The organism is Winslowiella iniecta (genome assembly GCF_001267535.1).
In the GTDB taxonomy this organism is placed as follows: domain Bacteria; phylum Pseudomonadota; class Gammaproteobacteria; order Enterobacterales; family Enterobacteriaceae; genus Erwinia; species Erwinia iniecta.
The window spans coordinates 106,606-128,512 of the sequence record NZ_JRXE01000009.1; the positions used below are offsets into that span (position 1 = coordinate 106,606).

Annotated in this window: 18 protein-coding genes; 15 read left to right on the forward strand and 3 right to left on the reverse strand. The window is 55.0% G+C overall.

The features are described from left to right. Window positions 1-268 precede the first annotated feature (268 nt). A complete protein-coding gene (gene queG, locus NG42_RS08185; protein ID WP_052898824.1) occupies window positions 269-1,408 on the reverse strand; it encodes a tRNA epoxyqueuosine(34) reductase QueG in 1,140 nt (379 codons plus the stop codon). Here queG and nnr point away from each other — a divergent pair. The 15 genes from nnr to NG42_RS08260 all read left to right on the forward strand — a co-directional run bounded on the left by nnr (window position 1,407) and on the right by NG42_RS08260 (window position 19,557). Further along, window positions 1,407-2,930, forward strand: coding sequence for a bifunctional ADP-dependent NAD(P)H-hydrate dehydratase/NAD(P)H-hydrate epimerase (gene nnr / locus NG42_RS08190; RefSeq protein WP_052898825.1), 1,524 nt, complete (start codon window positions 1,407-1,409; stop codon window positions 2,928-2,930). The two genes, queG and nnr, sit on opposite strands and share 2 nt — an antisense overlap. Further along, window positions 2,927-3,403 (forward strand): tRNA (adenosine(37)-N6)-threonylcarbamoyltransferase complex ATPase subunit type 1 TsaE, encoded by a 477-nt coding sequence (tsaE, locus tag NG42_RS08195; protein WP_052898826.1) that lies wholly within the window; start codon window positions 2,927-2,929, stop codon window positions 3,401-3,403. Before nnr ends, tsaE begins: the two co-directional genes overlap by 4 nt. Continuing rightward, on the forward strand, window positions 3,400-5,082 hold the full coding sequence (amiB, locus tag NG42_RS08200; RefSeq protein WP_052898827.1) for an N-acetylmuramoyl-L-alanine amidase AmiB: 1,683 nt from the start codon (window positions 3,400-3,402) through the stop codon (window positions 5,080-5,082). Before tsaE ends, amiB begins: the two co-directional genes overlap by 4 nt. 123 nt (window positions 5,083-5,205) lie before the next feature. Then, entirely contained in the window at window positions 5,206-7,062 is a 1,857-nt protein-coding gene (mutL, locus tag NG42_RS08205) for a DNA mismatch repair endonuclease MutL (RefSeq protein ID WP_052898828.1), read from the forward strand. Continuing rightward, entirely contained in the window at window positions 7,055-8,005 is a 951-nt protein-coding gene (miaA, locus tag NG42_RS08210) for a tRNA (adenosine(37)-N6)-dimethylallyltransferase MiaA (RefSeq protein ID WP_052898829.1), read from the forward strand. The genes mutL and miaA overlap by 8 nt, the downstream gene beginning before the upstream one ends. A 102-nt stretch (window positions 8,006-8,107) precedes the next feature. Beyond that, window positions 8,108-8,419: an RNA chaperone Hfq gene (hfq, locus tag NG42_RS08215; protein WP_052898830.1), complete on the forward strand. Its 312-nt coding sequence runs from the start codon at window positions 8,108-8,110 to the stop codon at window positions 8,417-8,419. Between the two features lie 86 nt (window positions 8,420-8,505). Next, entirely contained in the window at window positions 8,506-9,786 is a 1,281-nt protein-coding gene (hflX, locus tag NG42_RS08220) for a ribosome rescue GTPase HflX (RefSeq protein ID WP_052898831.1), read from the forward strand. Between the two features lie 68 nt (window positions 9,787-9,854). After that, window positions 9,855-11,120 carry an FtsH protease activity modulator HflK gene (gene hflK, locus NG42_RS08225; protein WP_052898832.1) on the forward strand — a complete coding sequence of 422 codons (1,266 nt, stop codon included), beginning with the start codon at window positions 9,855-9,857 and terminating at the stop codon, window positions 11,118-11,120. A gap of 3 nt (window positions 11,121-11,123) precedes the next feature. Next, complete coding sequence (gene hflC / locus NG42_RS08230; protein WP_052898833.1) at window positions 11,124-12,128, forward strand: protease modulator HflC; 1,005 nt, start codon at window positions 11,124-11,126, stop codon at window positions 12,126-12,128. A gap of 62 nt (window positions 12,129-12,190) precedes the next feature. After that, complete coding sequence (locus tag NG42_RS08235; protein WP_052898834.1) at window positions 12,191-12,397, forward strand: DUF2065 domain-containing protein; 207 nt, start codon at window positions 12,191-12,193, stop codon at window positions 12,395-12,397. Between the two features lie 108 nt (window positions 12,398-12,505). Continuing rightward, a complete protein-coding gene (locus NG42_RS08240; RefSeq protein WP_052898835.1) occupies window positions 12,506-13,804 on the forward strand; it encodes an adenylosuccinate synthase in 1,299 nt (432 codons plus the stop codon). Between the two features lie 255 nt (window positions 13,805-14,059). Beyond that, window positions 14,060-14,503: a nitric oxide-sensing transcriptional repressor NsrR gene (gene nsrR, locus NG42_RS08245; protein WP_052898836.1), complete on the forward strand. Its 444-nt coding sequence runs from the start codon at window positions 14,060-14,062 to the stop codon at window positions 14,501-14,503. Between the two features lie 19 nt (window positions 14,504-14,522). Next, entirely contained in the window at window positions 14,523-16,985 is a 2,463-nt protein-coding gene (gene rnr, locus NG42_RS08250) for a ribonuclease R (protein ID WP_052898837.1), read from the forward strand. 76 nt (window positions 16,986-17,061) lie between these two features. Continuing rightward, the gene (gene rlmB, locus NG42_RS08255; RefSeq protein WP_052898838.1) at window positions 17,062-17,799 is read left to right on the forward strand and encodes a 23S rRNA (guanosine(2251)-2'-O)-methyltransferase RlmB; all 738 of its coding nucleotides are present in this window, start codon (window positions 17,062-17,064) and stop codon (window positions 17,797-17,799) included. A gap of 129 nt (window positions 17,800-17,928) precedes the next feature. Next, window positions 17,929-19,557, forward strand: coding sequence for an isovaleryl-CoA dehydrogenase (locus tag NG42_RS08260; protein ID WP_052898839.1), 1,629 nt, complete (start codon window positions 17,929-17,931; stop codon window positions 19,555-19,557). On the opposite strand, the gene bsmA is transcribed toward NG42_RS08260, so the two are convergent. Together bsmA and NG42_RS08270 are read right to left on the reverse strand one after the other, a co-directional pair. Further along, a complete protein-coding gene (gene bsmA, locus NG42_RS08265) occupies window positions 19,531-19,857 on the reverse strand; it encodes a biofilm peroxide resistance protein BsmA (RefSeq protein WP_052898840.1) in 327 nt (108 codons plus the stop codon). The two genes, NG42_RS08260 and bsmA, sit on opposite strands and share 27 nt — an antisense overlap. A gap of 54 nt (window positions 19,858-19,911) precedes the next feature. After that, window positions 19,912-21,846: a methyl-accepting chemotaxis protein gene (locus NG42_RS08270; RefSeq protein ID WP_052898841.1), complete on the reverse strand. Its 1,935-nt coding sequence runs from the start codon at window positions 21,844-21,846 to the stop codon at window positions 19,912-19,914. Window positions 21,847-21,907: the final 61 nt, after the last annotated feature.

Below are 21,907 nucleotides of genomic sequence, written 5' to 3' on the forward strand. Positions count from 1 at the left end.
AGTCGACTGCGTTTTGTTTTGCCTCCGGATTGCCAAAATCTTTTAAACAGAGTTATCCACAGGTTTGCTATTTTCTCAGGCCGTGAATAGCCGCAGCTGATTTTTACATATAAAATATAAGTATGTGATTTAAAAAGATAAAAAATTGGTATGGTTTATTACGCCGATCGCGGTCAGTGCCTGTTACAGTTGAATGGCAACGCTTTTTTATTTTTATTCACAGCGTGTGGAAAAGTTGCGGTGATTAGTGCGGCAATAAATTGTACGCTTATGCATCACGCGGTAATCCCTTCTCGATCGCCCGCACCAGTCGTTTTTGCTGAGGGCGTTGAACCTCAATCACCTGTTCGGCGCGTTTACTCTGCTGTTGCGCCAGTGCCCAGTGAATATGCTCGTCCAGCATGGCATTTTCACCTTCCCGCGCGGTCAGTGCCGCCACAATTTCTGTATCCCAGGGCGCATTGCCCATCGCCACCGCAATATTACGTAACCAGCGCAGATGACCAATGCGGCGAATCGCCGAGCCTTCGGTAATCCGTAAAAATTTTGCTTCATCCCAGGCGAAAAGTTCGTTCAGCGGCGGGGCATGCAGCACCGCACGCGGACTAAAATCGTCTTCGTCGGTAAGCCGGCCGTAACGGTTCCATGGACAAATTAACTGGCAGTCGTCGCAACCGTAAATCCGGTTGCCAATCAGCGGCCGGAACTCCTCGGGAATAGCGCCTTCCAGCTCGATAGTGAGATAAGAAATACAGCGCCGCGCATCGACCACATAGGGTTCGACAATCGCGCCGGTCGGGCAAGTAGTAATACAAGCCACGCAGCGTCCACAGTTCTCTTCCTGCGGTTGATCCACCGGTAATGGAATATCAATTAACAGCTCGCCGAGGAAAAACCACGAACCTGCTTCGCGATTCAGAATCAAAGAGTGTTTACCGGTCCAGCCCAGTCCGGCTTTAACTGCCAGCGGGCGCTCCAGCAGTGGAGCCGAGTCGACAAACGGACGGTATTGCGTGTCGCTACAGCGCTCGCGGATCATATCGCCGAGCTTTTTCAGTCGATTGCGTAATACTTTGTGGTAATCACGTCCCAGTGCATAACGACTAACATATCCCAGACGGGGATTTTTCAGCGTGCTGGCAAACGCCGCTTTGGCAGGAAGATAGTTCATCCGCACGCTGATCACGCGCAGTGTGCCGGGCAACAGTTCATGCGGACGGGCGCGCATCATGCCATGACGCGCCATCCAGTCCATTTCGCCATGGTATTGTTTGTCCAGCCATGCCTGTAGCCGCGGCTCTTCCGGCGTTAAATCGGTATCGCAAATACCGACCTGCTGAAAACCGAGCGACAGTCCCCACTGTTTAATATCCTGGGCAAGCTGATGGAGATCGAGAGGGTGCGACATGACTGACCATAACCTAAGAGAAAACCCGGCTAGTTTACCACACTCTGTATGGCCTGCGGAGGCGATAAGCCAACTGGAAACTGCCGCCGCCGACAGCCTCGGTATTTCGCTGTTCGAACTGATGCAGCGTGCGGGTGGGGCGGCATTTGAACATCTCACCCGGCGCTGGCCGGATGCCCGCCACTGGCTGATTTTATGCGGCCACGGCAATAATGGCGGTGACGGTTATATTGTCGCGCGACTGGCGCAGGCGGTGGGGTTTGAGGTGACGCTGCTGGCGTGTGAAGGCAGTAAACCACTCGCGGAAGAGGCGCAGACCGCACGTGATAGCTGGCTGGCGGCAGGTGGTTTGATTCACGCTGCCGATGCCGCCTGGCCGGAAAAAGTGGACGTGATTATCGATGCTCTGCTGGGCACCGGATTAAACCGTCCGCCACACGCGCCATATGATGCGTTAATTACTAAGGCCAATCAGCATCATGCGCCAATTTTTGCCGTCGATATTCCTTCCGGTTTGCAGGCAGCTAACGGAACTGCCCCCGGAAATGTCATCGAAGCGGCAGAAACCCTGGCCTTTATCGCTTTGAAACCCGGTCTGCTGACCGGGAAAGCCCGCGACTATGTTGGCAAACTGAACTATCACGCGCTCGGGCTGGAGAATTGGCTGGCGGGCCAACAGGCTCCGATGATGCGCTATGACGCCAGTGATTTATCCCGGTGGCTAACACCCCGCCGTGCAACCTCACATAAAGGCGATAACGGGCGTTTATTGGTTATTGGTGGCGATCATGGCACCGCCGGCGCCATACGCATGACCAGTGAGGCGGCGCTGCGCAGTGGTGCTGGCTTAGTGCGAGTACTTACTCACAAACAAAATATTGCTTCCCTGCTGACCGCCCGCCCGGAACTGATGGTGCAGGAACTGACCGCCGAAGCGCTGGATGACGGACTGGAATGGGCCGATGTGATTGTGATCGGCCCCGGCCTGGGTCAGGGGGACTGGGGTAAGAAGGCGCTGAAAAAGGTTGAAAACAGTCAGAAACCGATGCTTTGGGACGCAGATGCGCTTAACCTGCTGGCAATCAGCCCTGAGAAACGTCAGAATCGGATTATTACGCCGCATCCTGGCGAAGCAGCACGGTTGCTGAATATTAAAACCGCTGAAATTGAGAGTGACCGCTTACATGCAGCGCAGCGCCTGGTAAAACGCTATGGCGGAGTGGTGGTACTGAAAGGTGCTGGCACCATTATCGCCAGTCAGCAAGGCGAACTGGCGTTTGCGGATGTCGGCAATGCCGGTATGGCCTCTGGCGGCATGGGCGATGTGCTTTCTGGTATTATCGGCGCACTGTCAGGGCAAAAACTCTCATTGTATGATGCTGCCTGTGCCGGCTGTGTGGTACATGGCGCGACCGCCGATGCGATAGCTGCACGCTATGGCACTCGCGGGATGTTAGCAACCGATCTGTTTTCCGAGCTGTATCTGTTTGTCAATCCTGAGATCTCGAATACTAAAGCATGAATACCAGTGTAATCGCATTGCCCGATGAGGCAGCAACCCTTGAACTGGGTGCCAAAGTGGCCCGCGCTTGCGACAGCGCGGCGGTCATCCATCTTTATGGCGATTTAGGTGCTGGCAAAACCACCTTTAGTCGCGGATTTTTACAGGCGCTGGGTCATCAGGGTAATGTCAAAAGCCCGACTTATACCTTGGTCGAACCCTATACGCTGCCTGGTCGCACGGTTTATCATTTTGATCTCTATCGTCTGGCCGATCCTGAAGAGCTGGAATTTATGGGAATTCGTGACTATTTTGCTGACGATACGATTTGTCTGGTGGAGTGGCCGCAACAGGGCGAAGGCGTATTGCCGCCGCCTGACTTAGCGCTGCATCTGCACTATCAGGCACAGGCGCGTCGGGCTGAAATCACCGCACTTTCTACTGCAGGAGAACGTATGTTGCAGCAGTTCACCGCGAACAAGGATCGCCCATGATGTTTCGCGTTAAATTAGCGTTGATATTGGCATGTTGTCTGGTTTCATTTTCCTCGCTGGCAGCGAATCTGTCTGATATTAAAGTTTCCAATGGTGACAACAAAGCTACGGTCACCCTGAGCTTTAACGGTCAGCCGGTTTACGGTTTTTTCCCGCTGCACAGCCCGGAGCGGGTGGTGCTGGATATTCGCCAGAGTGGTGTGATCCAGGGGCTGCCGCTGACCTTTAGCGGTGATAATATCGTCAAACGTATTCGTTCCAGCCAGCCGAAAGACAGCCAGAGTATCCGGCTGGTCTTTGAATTGACTCAGGCCGGGCGCACCCGTGCGGTGACTCAGCGCAATGGCAACAATTATGATGTGGTGTTCACTATTACCGGCACGCAAACCGCTAACCGCAGCAGCGCGCGCCCGGCAGCCGTGAGCAGCGCCACGCGCAGCAATCCGGTAACCGCCACTGCGCCAGCGAAACCGGAGCGTAATCCGTTTGATGGCAATAAAGTGACGGCGGTGACCAGCGGCAATACGCGCGTGGCTCCGGGACGCAACAGCACCAGCGCCAATGATACCGTCGTAGTCGCCATCGATGCCGGACATGGCGGCCAGGATCCGGGTGCCATTGGTCGTGATGGTCTGAAAGAGAAAAATGTCACCATTGCCATCGCGCGCAAGCTTAAGGCGTTGCTGAATGACGACCCGATGTTCAAAGGCGTGCTGACCCGTGATGGCGACTATTTTATTTCGGTAATGGGCCGCTCTGACGTGGCGCGTAAGCAAAATGCCAATGTGCTGATCTCGATCCACGCCGACGCCGCGCCAAATCGCAGCGCATCAGGGGCGTCAGTTTGGGTGCTTTCTAACCGTCGCGCCAACAGTGAAATGGCTAACTGGCTGGAGCAGCACGAGAAACAGTCGGAACTGCTGGGCGGCGCAGGTGATTTGCTGGCCAACAGTCAGGCCGATCCCTATCTGAGCCAGGCCGTGCTGGATTTGCAGTTTGGTCACTCGCAGCGCGTCGGCTATGACGTTGCGATGAAAGTGATTGCCCAGTTGCAGCATGTGGGTTCGCTGCATAAGCGTCGCCCGGAACATGCCAGCCTTGGCGTGCTGCGTTCGCCGGATATTCCGTCACTGCTAGTGGAAACCGGCTTTATCAGTAACCCTGCGGAGGAGCGACTGCTTGGCAGTAGCGCGTACCAGGAGAAGATTGCCCAGTCGATTTATAAAGGACTGCGCAACTACTTCCTGACGCATCCGCTACAATCCGGCCCAAAGCAGGAAAACCGACCGCTGGAGTCCACAGCGGCGGTTAACACAGAGGCAAACAGTTCACCGACGGCGACGCTGTATACCGGTGCCACCAAACGCCATGTCGTGCAGCGTGGTGAAACGCTGTCGGGTATTGCGTCACGGTATGGTGTCAGCATGGCAACGTTGCGTTCGCTCAACAAGCTTAAAAAAGATGGCGTCTGGGTCGGGCAGCGCTTGAAAGTTCCGGCGAGCGCCACCACTACAGCAGCCGCCAGCAATAAACCGAAGAAGCATAAAGTGGTGCGCGGCGACTCTCTGACAGCCATTGCCGTTCATTATGGCGTCAGCTCGAAAGCCATTATGCAGGCGAACAATATGAAAAGTTCGAATGTGATGTTGGGGCAAACCCTAACCATCCCGGCATCCTGATCAGTCCAACGGAGCCGTTTTCGGCTCCCCTTCTGATGGCGTGCCGGAGGCAAACTTTCGGCACGGGCGGTGAAAACGCTGCCCCTACGGAAAAAGCGGCGTCTCAACATACAAGGATTAACCATGCCCATTCAGGTGTTACCACCCCAACTGGCTAACCAAATCGCGGCCGGTGAAGTGGTTGAACGACCCGCGTCGGTGGTCAAGGAACTGGTGGAGAACAGCCTGGATGCTGGCGCGACTCGCATCGATATAGATATCGAAAAGGGTGGCGCAAAACTGATTCGTATCCGTGACAATGGCTGTGGCATTAATAAAGACGAACTGGCCATGGCACTGGCGCGTCATGCCACCAGCAAAATCACCACCCTTGACGATCTGGAAGCGATTGTCAGTCTTGGCTTTCGCGGTGAAGCCCTCGCCAGTATCAGCTCGGTTTCCCGCCTGACGCTGACCTCGCGTACCGAAGCGCAAAACGAAGCCTGGCAAGCCTATGCGGAAGGGCGCGATATGACGGTGACGGTAAAACCTGCCGCGCACCCGGTGGGTACCACGCTGGAAGTGCTCGACCTGTTTTATAACACGCCGGCGCGGCGCAAATTTATGCGCACCGAAAAAACCGAATTCACCCATATTGATGAAGTGATACGCCGCATTGCGCTGGCGCGCTTTGATGTCGCCATTTCGTTGACCCACAACGGTAAAATGGTACGCCAGTACCGTGGTGTCAGCGAAAGCAGCCAGCAGGAACGTCGACTGGGCGCAATTTGCGGCAGCGCCTTTATGACCCATGCGCTGGCGATTGAGTGGCAGCATGGCGATCTTAATTTACGTGGCTGGGTCGCCGATCCTGCCGGTTCACGTCAGGTGACGGAGCTGCAATATTGCTATGTGAATGGTCGCATGATGCGCGATCGTTTGATCAACCACGCGATTCGTCAGGCCTATCAGGATAAACTGGGCGATGATCATCAGCCCGCCTATGTGCTGTACCTGCAAATTGATCCGCACCAGGTGGATGTTAACGTCCATCCGGCCAAGCATGAAGTGCGTTTCCATCAGTCGCGGCTGGTACATGATTTTATCTATCAAGGGGTGCTGAGTGCGCTACAGGAAACCGGGGCGGAAACGTTAGCCGAACTTGCCACGCCGGAAGCACCAGCCGAACGCTGGCAGCCGGAAAACCGTCAGGCGGCCGGGGCTAACCATTTTGCCACGCCTGCTGCGCCCACCTCTGCGTCGGGAGTCTCTTCAGGTTCAGGCGGCGGCGGAAACAGCAACTGGCAGCGCAAGGAACCCGGCTATCAGCCGCGTGAAGGTAAGGCGTATCAGCAATTGCTGAAAACCCCGGAACCGCCGCGCGCGCGCGAAGCGGCCCCGGCCGTTACACCTGCGCAGAAACCGGAAGAGCCACTGCATGCGCACAGCCAGAGCTTTGGTCGCGTGCTGACGGTGGTGCGTGAGCATTATGCGCTGATTGAGCGCGGCACCGGTCTGGCGCTGATTGCCTTGCCGGTCGCCGACCGCTGGCTGAAACAGACTCAGCTCGACCCCGCTGACGAAGGACTAAAACCGCAGCCGCTGTTGATTCCGGTAAGATTAAAAGTAGATAAGCCGGAGCGTGAGGCTATGGGGCGTTTTGCTGAGTTACTGACCCGGCTGGGCATTGATCTGCAGCTGGACGCCCAGCATGTGACGCTTCGCGCGGTCCCTTTACCATTACGCCAACAAAATTTACAAAACTTGATTCCAGAACTGTTAGGCTATCTCGCCCGGCAGCAGGATGCCTCGCCAGCCTCGGTTGCACAATGGCTGGCACGCCACGCAATGGCAGAACATCCGCACTGGAATCACTCGCAGGCGATTGCACTGCTGGCGGAAGTCGAACGACTTTGTCCGGCACTGATCAAATCGCCACCTTCTGGATTAGTGCAACCGATCGATATTGATACGGCGTTGACCGCCCTGAAGCATGAGTGACAGAACAATGGCTGGCCGGCCTAAGGCAATTTTTTTGATGGGGCCAACGGCTTCCGGTAAGACCGCGTTAGCCATTGAGCTACGTAAACATCTGCCGGTAGAGTTGATCAGCGTTGACTCAGCACTGATTTATCGCGGAATGGATATTGGCACTGCCAAGCCTTCTGCGGAAGAGTTAGCGCAGGCGCCTCATCGTCTGCTGGATATTCGCGATCCTTCGCAAGCCTACTCGGCGGCGGAGTTTCGCCGTGATGCATTAGCAGAAATGGCGGATATTAGCCGTGAAGGCCGAATTCCGTTGCTTGTTGGTGGTACCATGCTCTACTACAAGGCGTTACTGGATGGGTTGTCGCCGTTGCCCTCGGCTGACCCGGAGGTGCGCCAGCGTATTGAGCAGATGGCGAGTGACCAGGGTTGGGAAGCCTTGCACCGTCAATTATGTGAAATAGATCCCGTTGCTGGTAGTCGTATTCATCCGAATGATCCCCAGAGACTCTCGCGAGCACTGGAAGTTTTTTTTATTTCGGGTAAAACTTTAACGGAGCTGACAAAAACATCGGGCGAAGCATTGCCTTATGAGGTGAGTCAGTTCGCGATCGCCCCCGCGAATCGCGAATTGTTGCACCAACGTATTGAAATGCGTTTTAAGCAGATGTTAGCGTCAGGTTTTGAAGCGGAGGCTCGGGCACTGTTTGCACGAGAAGATTTGCATACGGACTTGCCTTCCATTCGTTGTGTTGGCTACCGCCAGATGTGGTCTTATCTGGCGGGTGAAACCGACTATGACGATATGGTTTATCGGGGGATTTGCGCGACCCGGCAGCTGGCTAAGCGTCAGATAACCTGGTTACGTGGCTGGCAGAATGTTCACTGGCTTGATAGCGAACAGCCTGAATTAGCCCGTGATGCGGTATTACAGGTTCTTAGTGCGAAGCATGGGTGATTGTGTACAATTGGTGCGTTATCGTGCGCAAATTTTTACGTAGTATTTCAGGACCGCAGGGTTCTTAAGTAACAAACAACAAGCATATAAGGAAAAGATAGAATGGCTAAGGGGCAATCATTGCAAGATCCGTTCTTAAACGCATTGCGTCGCGAACGTGTTCCGGTTTCGATTTATTTGGTGAATGGTATCAAACTGCAAGGTCAGATTGAGTCTTTTGATCAGTTTGTCATTTTGTTAAAAAACACGGTCAGCCAGATGGTGTATAAGCACGCTATCTCTACCGTTGTTCCGTCCCGTCCGGTCTCCCATCACAGTAACAATGCGGGTGGCGGAAGCAGCAACTATCATCACGGCGGTAGTAATACGGCGGCACCTTCGCAGCCACAACAAGACGGTGAGAACGCTGAGTAAGCGCGTTTGCCGTACTGCCTGGACGGGGAGTTCATTTTTCACTGAGTTCCCCGTCTCGGTTCTATTTACAATGAGAGGTCCTACGCTTGTTTGACCGTTACGATGCCGGTGAACAGGCCGTCCTGGTTCACATCTATTTCTCGCAAGACAAAGATATGGAAGACCTGATGGAGTTTGAAACTCTGGTCTCTTCCGCGGGTGTCGAAGCGCTGCGTGTAGTAACAGGCAGCCGTAAAGCACCTCATCCCAAATATTTTGTCGGTGAAGGAAAGGCAGTCGAAATTGCCGATGCGGTAAAATCCAGCGGTGCATCGGTGGTGTTATTTGATCACGCCTTAACCCCGGCTCAGGAGCGAAATCTTGAGCGTCTGTGCGAGTGTCGCGTGATCGATCGCACCGGTTTAATCCTTGATATTTTTGCCCAGCGCGCCCGTACCCACGAAGGTAAATTACAGGTCGAGCTGGCTCAGCTTCGCCATCTGGCAACCCGTCTGGTTCGTGGCTGGACGCACCTTGAACGCCAGAAAGGCGGTATTGGTTTGCGCGGCCCGGGTGAAACCCAGCTGGAAACTGACCGACGCTTACTGCGCAATCGTATTACCCTGATTCTTTCTCGTCTGGCGCGCGTGGAAAAGCAGCGCGATCAGGGCAGACAAGCCCGCGCCAAGGCCGATGTACCGACCGTGTCGCTGGTCGGTTATACCAACGCCGGTAAATCGACGCTGTTTAACTGCATCACTTCGGCCGATGTTTACGCAGCCGACCAGCTGTTTGCCACGCTGGATCCGACCCTGCGCCGGGTTGATGTCGCGGATGTTGGCGAAGTGGTGCTGGCGGATACCGTGGGCTTTATTCGCCACCTGCCGCATGACTTAGTTGCGGCGTTTAAGGCGACGTTGCAGGAAACGCGTCAGGCCTCGCTGCTGCTGCATATTATTGATGCCGCCGATCAGCGCGTCGATGAGAATATTGAAGCGGTCGATGTGGTGCTTGAAGAGATTGAATCGGACGCGATCCCTCAGCTATTAGTGATGAATAAAATCGATATGCTGGAGGATTTTGAGCCGCGCATCGATCGCAACGAAGAAAATATGCCGGTTCGGGTCTGGTTATCGGCGCAAACCGGTGTCGGCGTGCCGCTACTGTTCCAGGCACTGACCGAACGTCTGGCTGGCGAGATAGCGCAGTATGATTTACGTCTGCCGCCAGAAGCGGGGCGGTTACGCAGCCGTTTCTATCAGCTACAGGCGATAGAAAAAGAGTGGAATGAAGAAGATGGTAGCGTAGGTTTGCATATACGCATGCCGATTATTGACTGGCGTCGACTGTGTAAACAGGAACCGGCACTGGTGGATTACATTGTTTGACTGATTTTGCCTGAAACGCGTATCCCGGCCTGGGATACCACCGCACACACAATTAATGGAGTATAAACATGGCGTGGAATCAGCCCGGGAATAACGGACAGGACCGCGACCCGTGGGGAAGCAGCAATAATCAAGGCGGCAACTCTGGGGGAAATAAGGGAGGGCGCGATAAGGGGCCTCCTGATCTTGATGATATCTTCCGTAAACTGAGCAAGAAGCTTGGTGGACTGGGCGGTGGCAAAAATAACAACAACGATAACAGTGGCGGCCAACGCTCGTCAGGGCGCGGTGGGCGTCGACTGGTCGGTATCGTTGCGGTTGCTGCCGTCGTTGTCTGGGCAGCAAGTGGTTTCTATACCATCAAAGAAGCTGAGCGCGGTGCGGTTACCCGTTTCGGCAAATTTGATCACCTGGTTGAACCGGGTCTGAACTGGAAACCGACCTTTATCGATCAGGTGCGTGCGGTTAACGTCGAAGCGGTGCGTGAACTGGCGGCATCCGGTGTGATGCTGACGTCTGACGAAAACGTGGTGCGCGTTGAGATGAACGTCCAGTATCGCGTGACCAACCCGGAACGTTACCTGTTTGCCGTCGTCAATGCTGATGACAGCCTGCGTCAGGCGACTGACAGCGCCCTGCGTGGCGTTATCGGGCGTTCCACCATGGACCGTATCCTGACTGAAGGCCGTACCGTGGTGCGTAGTGAGACGCAGCGAGAGCTGGAAGAGACCATTCGTCCGTACGATATGGGTATCACTCTGCTGGATGTTAACTTCCAGGCGGCGCGTCCACCTGAAGAAGTGAAAGCCGCATTTGATGATGCTATCGCGGCGCGCGAAAACCGTGAACAGTATGTTCGTGAAGCAGAAGCCTACGCCAACGAAGTTCAGCCACGTGCTAACGGTCAGGCGCAGCGTATTCTGGAAGAGGCGCGTGCTTATAAAGCCCGTACCGTACTGGAAGCTCAGGGTGAAGTGGCGCGCTTTGCCAAGCTGCTGCCGGAATATAAAGCGGCACCTGAGATTACCCGTGAACGTCTGTATATCGAAACCATGGAACGTGTGCTGAGTCAGACGCGCAAAGTGTTGGTTAACGATAAAGGTAATAACCTGATGGTGTTGCCTCTCGACCAGCTGATGCGTGGTGGTAACGCGGGTACGCCGGGAACCAATACTCAGGACAGCAGTAGTAACAGCCTGTTGCGCCTGCCGCCGGCCTCGAACAACAGTAACGATCGCGCCAGTAGCAGTTCGTCGTTCAGTCCAGAAAACATCATGGATCAGCGCCGGGCGAATGCTCAGCGCAACGATACCCAGCGCGAAGGGAGAGAGTAAGCGATGCGTAAGCCATTAATCGTACTATTGATTGTTGTGCTGGTGGTGCTGTACGCGTCACTGTATATCGTGCAGGAAGGCCAGCGTGGCATTGTGATGCGCTTTGGTAAAGTTCTGCGCGATGATGAAAACAAACCGCTGGTGGTGTCACCAGGTCTGCACTTTAAGATTCCATTTATCGAATCGGTGAAGACGCTGGATGCCCGTACCCAGACCATGGATAACCAGGCCGATCGCTTTGTTACCAAAGAGAAGAAAGACCTGATCGTTGATTCTTATATCAAATGGCGGATCAGTGATTTCAGCCGCTACTACCTGGCAACCGGTGGTGGTGACGTTTCTCAGGCGGAAGTGCTGTTAAAACGTAAGTTCAGTGACCGTCTGCGTTCTGAGATGGGTCGTCTGGATGTGAAAGATATCGTCACCGACTCGCGTGGCCGTCTGACCACCGACGTACGTGATGCGCTGAACACCGGTAGTGCGGGTAACGATGATGAAGTCGCCACCCCGGCAGCGGATGATGCGATTGCATCGGCAGCGGCACGCGTTGAGATTGAAACCAACAGCAAAGAGCCTGAGATCAATCCGAACAGTATGGCGGCGCTGGGTATTCAGGTGGTGGATGTGCGCATTAAGCAGATCAACCTGCCAACTGAAGTCTCTGACGCGATCTACAACCGTATGCGTGCTGAACGTGAAGCGGTAGCGCGTAGCCAGCGTTCACAAGGTCAGGAAGAGGCAGAGAAACTGCGTGCTACCTCGGATTATGAAGTGACCCGTACGCTGGCAGAAGCGCAGCGTCAGGCACTGATTACCCGCGGTGAAGGCGATGCCGAAGCGGCTAAACTGTTTGCCAATGCATTCAGTCAGGATCCGGATTTCTACGCCTTTATTCGTAGCCTGCGTGCTTACGACAGCAGCTTCAACGGCAACCGTGACGTGATGGTGCTGAGCCCGGACAGTGATTTCTTCCGCTTTATGAAGTCACCGTCTAACGCGACGCGTTAATCGTTACTGCAACAACTTTGTGGGCCGGAAAATATTCCGGCCCTTTTTTTATTGGAATCACTATGAATTCGACAATATGGCTGGCGCTGGCTTTAGTGCTGGTACTGGAAGGGCTGGGCCCGATGTTATTTCCGCGCGGCTGGCGCAGCATGATCCACGCATTGACCCGGTTGCCGGATCATCTGCTGCGTCGTTTTGGCGGTGGGCTGGTGGTCGCAGGTATAGTGGTCTATTACATGATCAGTACCCATATCCAGGGGGTTTCTTAATCACCGCTCTCTGGTGAAAAAAAACTCCGCAATCGTATGCTAAAAGTGCTGAAAGACGAAAACTACGATGGTAGAATCCATTTTTAAGCAATCGGTGATTTTGAGAAAATGGGTAAGAACGTAGTCGTACTGGGCACCCAATGGGGTGACGAAGGTAAAGGTAAGATTGTTGACCTTCTGACTGAGCGCGCGAAATACGTTGTGCGTTATCAAGGTGGTCATAACGCTGGCCATACGCTAGTCATCAACGGTGAAAAAACCGTCCTCCATTTAATTCCATCTGGCATCCTGCGTGATAACGTGACCAGCATCATCGGCAACGGTGTGGTGCTGTCTCCTGCTGCGCTGATGAAAGAGATGAAAGGCCTGGAAGATCGTGGTATCCCGGTACGTGAACGTCTGCTGCTCTCAGAAGCTTGTCCGCTGATTCTGCAATACCACGTGGCGCTGGATGTGGCGCGTGAAAAAGCGCGCGGTGCGAAAGCTATCGGCACCACCGGTCGCGGTATTGGCCCGGCGTACGAAGACAAAGTTGCCCGTCGCGGTCTGCGCGTTGGCGACCTGTTTAACAAAGAAACCTTTGCCGCTAAGCTGAAAGAAGTGATGGAATATCACAACTTTACGCTGGTGAACTACTACAAAGAAGAAGCGGTTGATTACGATACCGTGCTGAACGATGTGATGGCAATTGCCGACATCCTGACCGGCATGGTGGTTGACGTTTCTGATCTGCTGGATGGCGCGCGTCAGCGTGGCGACCTGGTGATGTTCGAAGGCGCGCAAGGCACGCTGCTGGATATCGACCACGGTACTTATCCGTATGTCACCTCGTCCAACACCACCGCAGGTGGCGTGGCGACCGGTTCTGGCCTTGGCCCGCGTTATGTTGATTACGTGCTGGGTATCGTCAAAGCTTACTCCACGCGTGTCGGTGCAGGTCCATTCCCGACTGAACTGTTTGACGAAACCGGTGAATTCCTGTGTAAGCAGGGCAACGAGTTTGGTGCAACCACTGGCCGTCGTCGTCGTACCGGTTGGCTGGATGCAGTGGCAGTACGCCGTGCAGTGCAGATCAACTCCCTGTCAGGTTTCTGCCTGACTAAGCTGGACGTGCTGGATGGTCTGAAAGAAGTGAAAATCTGTGTGGCTTACCGTATGCCAGATGGCCGCGAAGTGACCACCACTCCGCTGGCAGCTGAAGGCTGGGAAGGCATTGAGCCGATTTACGAAACCATGCCAGGCTGGAGCGAAAGCACCTTTGGCGTGAAAACCGTAGACGGTCTGCCACAAGCTGCGCTTGACTACATCAAACGCATTGAAGAAGTTACCGGTGTGCCGATTGATATTATTTCTACTGGCCCGGACCGTAGCGAAACCATGATTCTGCGCGACCCGTTTGACGCATAATCTCAGCACCGGCCGGACATTGTCCGGCCTTTGTCTATTCGGCTTGTTGCTCCCTTCTGCCTGCAGTTCCTGCCATTTTCATTTCAACCGACATACCCAAAAACCTTCATCTTGCTGCCAACGTATTGTTAGCCGGAAGTATGATGGGGATACTTGCTTAAAAAAATGCCCTGAATTTGATGGGCTGGTTTATCATCATTTAGAGAAAATGCATCAGAGCGGATGATGCCACGCCGGTGATTCACTGAGGTAAATGTGCAGCTAACGAGTTTTACAGATTACGGCCTACGCGCACTGATCTTTCTTGCATCACTGCCTGCTGACCAAATGACCAGCATTACTGAGGTGAGCGAAACGTACAAAGTGTCACGTAATCACATGGTCAAAATCATCAATCAACTGAGCCGTTCTGGTTATGTTGCCGCAGTACGCGGTAAAAACGGCGGCATCCGACTGGGAAGACCGGCCGGAGAGATTATTATTGGTGAGGTAGTCCGTGAGATGGAACCCTTGCAGCTGGTTAATTGCAGCAGTGAGTTCTGTCATATCACATCGGCCTGCAGGCTGAAAAAGGCGCTGCACGATGCGGTGCAGTGCTTCCTGCAGGAGCTGGACAAATATACCCTTGCCGACCTCGTGGAAGATAATCACCCGCTCTACAAATTACTGCTGGTTGAACGATCTTCAATCAGTAGCTGATGACAACGGAGGAACCGATATGTCACAAGATCCTTTTCAGGAAAGAGAAGCTGAAAAATACGAAAACCCAATTCCCAGCCGCGAATTTATTCTTTCTCACTTAGATAAACGTGAGAAACCGGCCAGCCGCGAAGAGCTGGCAAATGAACTGGGAATGGAGGGAGAAGAACAACTTGAAGCACTGCGCCGTCGCCTGCGCGCCATGGAGCGTGACGGACAACTGGTGTTTACCCGTCGCCAGTGCTATGCGCTGCCGGAGCGTCTGGATTTACTGCGCGGGAAAGTGATTGGCCATCGTGATGGCTATGGTTTCCTGCGTATTGAAGGCCAGAAAGATGACCTGTATCTCTCTGCTGAGCAGATGAAGGTCTGTATGCACGGTGATGTGATCCTCGCGCAGGCGATGGGTGCAGACCGTAAAGGCCGCCGTGAAGCGCGGATGGTGCGGGTGCTTGAGCCGCGCAATAACCAGATTGTTGGCCGCTACTTTACCGATGCCGGTGCCGGATTTGTCGTGCCGGATGACAGCCGTCTGAGCTTTGATATTTTGATCCCGCCTGAGTCGATTATGGGCGCACGCATGGGCTCCGTCGTGGTCGTGGAACTGGCACAACGCCCAACGCGTCGGACCAAAGCCATTGGTCAGATCGTCGAAGTCCTCGGCGACAATATGGGCACCAGCCTGGCCGTTGATATGGCGCTGCGCACCCATGAGATTCCGAGCGGCTGGCCGGAGCAGGTTGAGGCGGAAATCGCCAGACTGAGCGAAGAAGTGCCGGAAGAGGCGAAAAAAGGCCGCGTGGATCTGCGTGATCTGCCGCTGGTGACCATTGATGGTGAAGATGCCCGTGACTTCGATGACGCCGTATATTGCGAGAAGAAACGCGGTGGCGGCTGGCGCTTATGGGTGGCGATTGCCGACGTCAGTTATTACGTTCGTCCTGGCACGGCGCTGGATACCGAAGCGGTTAACCGTGGCACGTCAGTTTACTTCCCGTCGCAGGTTGTCCCGATGCTGCCGGAAGTGCTGTCCAACGGTCTGTGCTCACTGAACCCGCAGGTTGATCGCCTGTGTATGGTGTGTGAGATGACGATTTCCGCCCAGGGTAAACTGACCGGCTATAAGCACTACGAAGCGGTAATGCGTTCGCATGCGCGTCTGACCTACACCAAGGTGTGGCATATTCTTGATGGCGAACAAGCGCTGCGTGAACAGTATCATTCGCAGGTTAAACATCTGGAAGAGCTGTACAGCATGTACAAAGTGCTGGAAGTGGCGCGTACCCAGCGCGGCGGTATCTCTTTCGATTCCGAAGAAGCGAAATTTATTTTTAACGCTGAACGCCGCATTGAACGCATTGAACACACGGTGCGTAACGATGCGCATAAACTGATCGAAGAGTGCATGATCCTGGCCAACATTGCTTCGGCGCGTTTTGTTGAAAAGCATAACGAACCGGCACTGTTCCGCGATCACGATCGTCCAAGTGACGACAACATCAAAAGTTTCCGTACCGTGCTGAGCGAGCTCGGCCTGTCGTTAAGCGGCGGCGCAAAACCGCAGCCTGTCGACTACGCGGAGCTGCTGACGCAGATTGCCGATCGTCCCGATCACGAAATGCTGCAAACCATGCTGCTGCGCTCGATGAAGCAGGCGGTATACGATCCGGAAAACCGTGGTCACTTCGGCCTGGCGCTCGCCTCTTATGCGCACTTTACCTCGCCGATCCGCCGCTATCCCGATCTGCTGCTGCACCGTGCGATCAAGTATCTGCTGGCGCGTGAGCAGGGCACGCTGACCGGTAACACCACGCCAACCGGCGGTTACCACTACGATCTGCAGCAGATGTTGCAGCTGGGTCAGCACTGTTCGATGACCGAACGTCGTGCCGATGAGGCCACGCGTGATGTTGCCGACTGGCTGAAATGTGATTTTATGCAGGATCAGGTCGGACAGACCTTTACCGGCGTGATTGCCAGCGTCACCGGATTTGGCTTCTTCGTGCGCCTGATCGATCTGTTTATTGACGGTCTGGTACATGTCTCGACGCTCGACAACGACTACTATCGCTTTGACGCGGTAGGCCAGCGCCTGATTGGTGAGTCTGGCGGTCAGACTTATCGTCTGGGCGATACCGTTGAAGTGCGGGTTGAAGCGGTGCATATGGATGAGCGCAAAATTGATTTTGCGTTGATCTCAAGCCAGCGTAAACCACGCGGCGAAGGCAAAACCGAACGCGATCGTGCTAAAAAGGCCGCGCCGAAGAACGGTGGCCAACGTCGTCGTGAAGTGCGTAAAGGGGCGAATTTCGAAGCTGACAGCGCGTTCCGTCCGGCTAAAGAGGGCGAGGCTAAAGCGAAAAGCGGCAGTAAGGCGAAAAAAGATAAAAAAGCCAAAACTCCGTCAGATAAAACCCGTAAAATCGCCGCCGCGACAAAAGCCAAACGCGCAGCGAAAAAGAACAGCGACACCAGCGCATAACACGCGGTCCGGATAACCCGGAACCCTGTAAGGGCGGCGAATAAGCCGCCCGCAAATTGATTATCGAGTTAAACACATGAGTGAAATTGTTTTTGGTATCCACGCCGTGCAGGCGCTGCTTGATAGCGATCCACAGCGCTTTCAGGAAGTTTTTATTCTGAAAGGGCGCGATGATCGTCGCCTGCAACCTTTGATCAAGGCGCTGGAAGCTCAGGGTATCGTGATCCAGGTAGCCAACCGTCAGTGGCTGGATAGCAAAGTCGAAGGTGCGGTTCATCAGGGGATCGTCGCACGCGTTAAGCCGGGCCGTCAGTATCAGGAAGGCGACCTGCCTGACCTGATTGCCGGTCTTGATCAGCCGTTTCTGCTGATCCTCGACGGCGTGACTGACCCGCATAACCTCGGTGCCTGCTTGCGCAGCGCCGATGCTGCGGGTGTTCATGCGGTAATCGTCCCGAAAGATCGCTCTGCTCAGCTTAATGCGACGGCGAAAAAAGTGGCCAGCGGCGCGGCAGAAAACGTGCCGTTGATTCGCGTCACCAACCTTGCACGTACCATGCGCGTGCTACAGGAAGCGAATGTCTGGATCGTCGGCACCGCCGGTGAAGCGGATCACACCGTGTTCCAGAGCAAAATGACCGGCCCGATGGCGCTGGTGATGGGCGCGGAAGGCGAAGGTATGCGTCGTCTGACGCGTGAACATTGTGATGAACTGATCAGCATCCCAATGGCGGGCAGCGTCTCTTCGCTTAACGTTTCCGTTGCCACCGGTATCTGTCTGTTTGAAGCCGTGCGTCAACGCACCAGTAAGTAATCTCTCCGGGGCGTGACCCACGCCCCGAATCTCTCTCCCGTTTCGGGCATATTTTTCTTCAGGCTTCATACTTCTCTTCAGGGGCGCATTTTGTCGTCCGCACCCGCCAGGGATAATGAGGGAGAAAAAATGACGTGGAACACCCACACCGTTTTTAATCAACCACGCCCGCTCAGCAACAGTAATCTGTTTCTGTCCGATACGCCGCTGCGCGAAGCCCTGATCCGTGAAGGCGCGGAGTGGGACAGCGAGTTACAGGCATCGGTCGGACAGCAGCTGGGCAGCGCCGAGTCGCTTGAACTGGGGCGTCTGGCGAATGCCTGGCCGCCCGAGCTGCTCCGTTACAACGCCTGTGGCGAGCGGCTTGATGAGGTGCGCTTTCATCCCGCCTGGCATTTACTGATGCAGGGATTATGTGCCAATCGCGTCCACAACCTGTGCTGGCAGGCAGATGCGCGTGTAGGGGCGTTTGTTGCCCGTGCCGCGCGCTTTATTCAGCATGCCCAGGTTGAAGCCGGTACTCTGTGCCCGATTACCATGACCTTTGGCGCGATTCCGTTATTACAGCAGAGCCTGCCGGCGGCGTTTCACCACTGGTTGCCGGGACTGTTGTCAGATCGTTACGATGCGCATTTGCAACCGGGCGATCAAAAACGCGGTCTGTTAATTGGCATGGGAATGACTGAGAAGCAGGGCGGAACCGACGTCCTGAGCAATACCACCTCGGCGCAACCGCTGGCTTCCCGCGGTAATGGCGAAGCCTATCGTCTGACCGGCCACAAATGGTTTTTCTCGGTGCCGCAAAGCGATGCACACCTGGTGCTGGCGCAGAGTCCGGGCGGGCTGAGCTGCTTCTTTCTGCCGCGTCTGCTGCCGGACGGCAGCCGTAACGCGATTCGCATCGAGCGCTTAAAAGAGAAGCTGGGCAATCGTTCCAATGCCAGTAGCGAAGTGGAGTTCTGTAATGCCACCGGCTGGCTGCTGGGTGAAGAGGGCGATGGTGTGCGGCAGATCCTGAAAATGGGTGGCTATACCCGTTTTGACTGCGCGCTGGGAAGTCATGGGCTGATGCGGCGCGCATTGTCGGTTGCGCTGTATCATGCGCATCAGCGCCAGGTGATGGGGAAAAATCTGGTCGATCAGCCGCTGATGCGCCAGGTATTGAGCGCACAGGCGTTACAACTTGAAGGGCAGACAGCCTTGCTGTTGCGGCTGGCACGCGCCTGGTCATCGCCAGCGGATGAGAGCGAGCGTGCTTTCAGCCGCCTGTTCACCCCGGCGGCCAAATATGTCATCTGCAAAAACGGCATTAATTTTGTTGGCGAAGCGATGGAAGTGCTGGGCGGCATTGGCTACTGCGAAGAGAACGAACTGCCACGCCTGTATCGTGAAATGCCGGTCAACAGTATCTGGGAAGGCTCGGGTAATGTGATGTGTCTCGATGTGCTGCGCGTGCTGGCGAAACAGCCCGGAGTGATGGAGATGCTGAACCGCGAGTTTGACGCGGTAAAAGGCGTCAATCGCCACTTCGACAGCGGCTGGCGACAGCTGAAACTGCGGCTGCGCAAACCGCAGGAAGCACAGGCGCGGGAGATCACCAGCCTGCTGCTGCGGCTGGCAGAGGGTGCGCAGCTGCTGAAAAGCCTCGACCCCCCGCTGGCCGATGCCTGGTGCCGCCAGATGCTGGACAGACGCGGCACCAGCACCCTGAGCGAGGATAACTGCGCACGTCTATTGCTGCGTGCTACCGGCGGCTGACGGGCCATACAGTGTCGCGGTGGCGTACCACATCGCCGGAATTACCGTTTCACTGACCATAATGATGTAGTAATAACTGGCACCCAGCGCATTGGCTTTTGCCGCGATGGCGCGTTCGGCATCATCCGGTGAGCCGCGCACGGTGGCGGTAATATTGCCAAGTCGGGTCAGGCTGAGACTCTGGGCGCGGGTAATTGACTGCGCCTGAGATGTCGCGACGGGCGGTGGCTGCGGAGTGGTATTTAAGGCGCTGCAACCACTTAGCAACAGCGCCAGCAACAGGTGGATCGTAATACGCATACAGGGTTCTCCCGGCGGGAATGGCATTAAGTTTATGCCATTCCCGCGCAAGATTTACCCTTTAAGTGTAAATACGCTGACTAAATGATTGAGGTGATGCCCTTTCTGACTCAGCTCGCTGGCGGTCTGCTCCGACTGCGCCACCATTTCGGTATTATGATGCGTCGCCTGACCAATCTGCGACATGGCGATATTCACCTGGCCGATACCGGCCGATTGCTCATGGGATGCCACATCGATTTCACCCATCAGCGCTTTGACCTGCTCAATGCGGGTGACGATATTCTCCATCGCTTCACGCGTCTGTTCCGACAGCTTATGACCTTCCGTTACCTTGCTGATCGAATCCTCAATCAGGCCATCGATCTCTTTCGCGGCCTGCGCACTACGCTGCGCCAGCGCCCGCACTTCGGCTGCCACCACCGCAAAACCCTTCCCGTGCTCACCGGCACGCGCCGCTTCAACCGCCGCGTTCAGCGCCAGAATATTGGTCTGGAAGGCAATGGATTCAATTACATGAGTGATGTCGGCAATGCTCTGTGACGAGACCTTAATCGCTGACATGGTATTGACTGAACGGGTCACCGTATCACCACCGTGGTGTACCGCATTGGCCGCTTCAGCGACCAGCGTCAGCGCTTGCGACACGTTATCGGCGTTCTGTTCCACCGTCGCACCCAGCTGCTCCATGCTGGCGGAAGTCTCTTCCACGCTGCTGGCCTGACGTGAAATCTGCTCGCTGATATTTCCGCTGCTGGCGGCGATAGCATCCGTCCCGAGGCTGATCTCTTCGGCGGCGTGGCGTACCTGCGAGACAATGCGCTCCAGGCCGTCACCAATGCCGTTAATCGCGCTAATCAGCTGGCCGACTTCATCCTGGCGTTGCGTGGCCAGCGTCGCCTGCAAGTTGCCTGCGGCGTAATGCTGCGCCAGGGCAATCACCTGTTGCAGCGGCTGGCTTAACCAGCGACGGGTAATCCAGACGAAGCTCAACGCGAACACCATCACCAGCGCCAGACCAATCAGCAGGAAGGTATTGCGTGTGGCGTTAATTGGCGCCAGCAGACTGGCTTGACTGACTTCGCCGACGATAATCCAGTCCCAGCCGGGCCGTTGTTGCCAGGCAATAATCTGACTTTCGCCGTGCTGGTCGTGGATTTCCAGCGTGCCTTGCGGTTGCTGTAATAGCTGCTGCTGGTCAGCGGCAGACCAGGCTGGCTTACTGCCTTCGAGACTGCGGTGGAACAGGAACTGTCCCTGTGCTTTGCCGGCGGCACCGTTAATCACGCTGAAATAACCGCTGTCGCCCAGCGTTTTATTCAGCACTTTTTCACGCATCATATTGAATTGCGGAGTGATATCCACGCCGACAAACAGGATGCCAATCACTTCACCTTTGTCATCCTGCACCGGCTGATACTGGGTGATATAGCGTTTACCAAACAGTGGGGCAAGGCCGCGGAAGGTTTTTCCCTGATTAATCAGCGCCCACGCCGGGCTGCTGCGATCCAGCCGGGTACCCATGGCGCGTGAGCCATCTTCTTTGCGCAATGAGGTGGCGATGCGGATGTAGTCGTCACCGCGCCGGACAAAAATCGTCGAAATCGCGCCGGTGCGCTGTAGAAAATCATCCACCGCACTTTCATCAAGGTTCAGGGTTTTCAGTCCGGCACGCAGGGTCGGCGTGTTTTCGTCGCCGATGGCAATCATCTGTGAGCTGTCACGGCTAAATTTTTCCGGCAGAAAACTCTGGAACAGGCGGGTGTAATTGGCCACTTCTTCGCTCAGGGTGGCGTTAAACATTCCGGCCATATCGCCGATACCTGCGACCTGGTTTTGCATATTATCCAGGGTTAAGGTTTCCAGCTGTTTTGCGGCGTTGTGGGTGAGTGACAGCGTGAGAATGAAAAACAGAACTGCCACGCTAAATGACGTCAGTACAGACAGCTTTACGCCCAAACTCCATTTGCTGAGTGAAAGACGTTTCATAGTATTGCCTTATAGATGGTTTATTGGAGCAAGTTACAACGGCATAAAAAGGCTAAGTTTT

Coding starts and splice junctions, on each gene's coding strand:
- amiB (WP_052898827.1), top strand. CDS start 3,400: ATGATGTTTCGCGTTAAATTAGCGTTGATATTGGCATGTTGTCTGGTT.
- rlmB (WP_052898838.1), top strand. CDS start 17,062: ATGAGTGAAATTGTTTTTGGTATCCACGCCGTGCAGGCGCTGCTTGAT.
- NG42_RS08260 (WP_052898839.1), top strand. CDS start 17,929: ATGACGTGGAACACCCACACCGTTTTTAATCAACCACGCCCGCTCAGC.
- nnr (WP_052898825.1), top strand. CDS start 1,407: ATGACTGACCATAACCTAAGAGAAAACCCGGCTAGTTTACCACACTCT.
- rnr (WP_052898837.1), top strand. CDS start 14,523: ATGTCACAAGATCCTTTTCAGGAAAGAGAAGCTGAAAAATACGAAAAC.
- NG42_RS08235 (WP_052898834.1), top strand. CDS start 12,191: ATGAATTCGACAATATGGCTGGCGCTGGCTTTAGTGCTGGTACTGGAA.
- NG42_RS08240 (WP_052898835.1), top strand. CDS start 12,506: ATGGGTAAGAACGTAGTCGTACTGGGCACCCAATGGGGTGACGAAGGT.
- hfq (WP_052898830.1), top strand. CDS start 8,108: ATGGCTAAGGGGCAATCATTGCAAGATCCGTTCTTAAACGCATTGCGT.
- bsmA (WP_052898840.1), bottom strand. CDS start 19,857: ATGCGTATTACGATCCACCTGTTGCTGGCGCTGTTGCTAAGTGGTTGC.
- NG42_RS08270 (WP_052898841.1), bottom strand. CDS start 21,846: ATGAAACGTCTTTCACTCAGCAAATGGAGTTTGGGCGTAAAGCTGTCT.
- queG (WP_052898824.1), bottom strand. CDS start 1,408: ATGTCGCACCCTCTCGATCTCCATCAGCTTGCCCAGGATATTAAACAG.
- mutL (WP_052898828.1), top strand. CDS start 5,206: ATGCCCATTCAGGTGTTACCACCCCAACTGGCTAACCAAATCGCGGCC.
- hflC (WP_052898833.1), top strand. CDS start 11,124: ATGCGTAAGCCATTAATCGTACTATTGATTGTTGTGCTGGTGGTGCTG.
- tsaE (WP_052898826.1), top strand. CDS start 2,927: ATGAATACCAGTGTAATCGCATTGCCCGATGAGGCAGCAACCCTTGAA.
- hflK (WP_052898832.1), top strand. CDS start 9,855: ATGGCGTGGAATCAGCCCGGGAATAACGGACAGGACCGCGACCCGTGG.
- miaA (WP_052898829.1), top strand. CDS start 7,055: ATGAGTGACAGAACAATGGCTGGCCGGCCTAAGGCAATTTTTTTGATG.